2 protein-coding genes and 1 pseudogene are annotated in these 1628 nt (G+C 69.7%); all 3 read right to left on the bottom strand.

Annotated features, from left to right (window positions below):
• Window positions 1-658: pseudogene (locus tag ACEN88_RS31165) on the bottom strand (HlyD family secretion protein); the annotation flags it as partial.
• A complete protein-coding gene (locus tag ACEN88_RS31160) occupies window positions 655-1323 on the bottom strand; it encodes an ABC transporter ATP-binding protein (protein WP_413345966.1) in 669 nt (222 codons plus the stop codon). The gene ACEN88_RS31160 and the pseudogene ACEN88_RS31165, both read right to left, overlap by 4 nt.
• Before the next feature lie 61 nt (window positions 1324-1384).
• Window positions 1385-1516 carry a hypothetical protein gene (locus ACEN88_RS31155; RefSeq protein ID WP_413345964.1) on the bottom strand — a complete coding sequence of 44 codons (132 nt, stop codon included), beginning with the start codon at window positions 1514-1516 and terminating at the stop codon, window positions 1385-1387.
• Between the last annotated feature and the right edge of the window lie 112 nt (window positions 1517-1628).

Below are 1628 nucleotides of genomic sequence, written 5' to 3'. Positions count from 1 at the left end.
GCCAGGCCGTGGAGCCCTCGTCCATGCGCTCGCCGTTGAACGGGCTGTAGCCGTGGACGACGACGCCGTCGCGCGTGGCGCGCACTTCCGACTGCGCCACCTGGGCGAGCTGGAACGCCTCGTTGATCTGCAGTTTCTTCACTTCGAGCGCGCCGTCCTCCTTGCGGCGGGCGACGGCCGCGCGGGCGTTCTTCAGGTTGTCCCGCTTGATCGCGAGGTCGCGCGTGGCCTGGCCCAGCGCCGCCTGGTAGCGGTCGTAGTCGAGCGCCATGATCTGCTGCTTCGGCAGCGCCGCGTCGACCTTGGCCTTGTCCAATGCGGCCTGGGCGTTGACCAGCGCTTTCTCCGCCTCGATGGCCGCGACTTCCAGCGTGGCCGTCTCGCTGTCCGCCTTCGCGCGGGCACGTTCGCGGTCCATCCGCAGCTGGTCGATATTGGTCGTGCTGGCGGAGTCGATCCGCAGCACGACGTCGCCCTTCCTGACCTGCGTGCCCTCGGCGAGGAAGTTGCGCACGACGACCGGCGACGCGTTCGACGGCGGCACGAAGATCGTCTGCGAATCCAGCGCTTCCACTTCGCCGCTGATCAGGACCGGGCGGGTGTCCGCGGCCGTGGCGGCGACGGCGACGAGGGCCAGCAGGGGAACGAGGCGCTTCATGACTGGCCCGCGACGCGGCCGTCGCGCAGGTGGATCGTGCGCTGCGCGCTGGCGGCAATGGCCGGATCGTGCGTCACCATCACGAGTGTCTGGCCGCCCGCGTGCAGTTCGCGCAGCAGGGCCATCACGTCGGCCGCGCTGCTGGAATCGAGGTTGCCGGTCGGTTCGTCCGCGAGCAACAGGTCCGGCTCGTTCAGCAGCGCCCGCGCGATGGCGGCCCGCTGCAGCTGGCCGCCGGACAACTGGCCCGGCAGGTGGTCGAGGCGCTGGCCCAGGCCGATGCGGCCGAGCAGGGCACGGGCACGGTCGGGCGCCCGCGGGTCGGGCTGGCGCGCATAACGCTGCGGCAGCAGCACGTTCTCCAGCACGGTCAGGCGCGGCAGCAGGTGGAAAGACTGGAACACGAACCCGATGCGGCGGTTGCGCACGTCGGATGCGGCGTCGTCGTCGAGGGCGCTGATCTCGTCCTGCGCCAGGCGGTAGCGGCCGCTGTCCGGGCGATCCAGCCCGCCCAGCACGTTCAGCAGGGTCGATTTGCCGGAGCCGGACGGCCCCATCACGGCGACGAATTCGCCGCGCGCCACGTGCAGGTCGATGCCGTCCAGGGCGTGGATGTCGCTGCCGCCCAGGCGGTAGGTCTTGCGGATCGCACTCAGTTCTATCATGCCGAAAAGTATTTCTTAAGGCACAACAGTTTGTCAATTGTCAAATGCGTCAACCGGTAGATTATTTTGGCATGGCGGCAAGTTCCGCCAGCCGGCGGCAGTCGGCCACGAGACGGCGCGCGTCGATATTGGTCACGCCCAGCAGCAGGCCGCGCGCGGCCGGCGTATGCACATACCAGGGCGACAGCGGCACGGGCGCGAGGCCTTGCTGCGCTGCCTGCGCAAGGAGGCCGCGGAGGTGCTGGAGGTGCAGGCGACGGCCGGCATGGCCGTCGTCACGCGCCTGCGCACGGACGTATCCGACG

Origin of the sequence: Massilia sp. CT11-108 (genome assembly GCF_047302915.1) — a bacterium.
Classification (GTDB): domain Bacteria; phylum Pseudomonadota; class Gammaproteobacteria; order Burkholderiales; family Burkholderiaceae_D; genus Telluria; species Telluria orientalis.
Note: the sequence above shows the minus strand (reverse complement) of the source record. Positions and strands in the feature narration are given on the sequence as shown.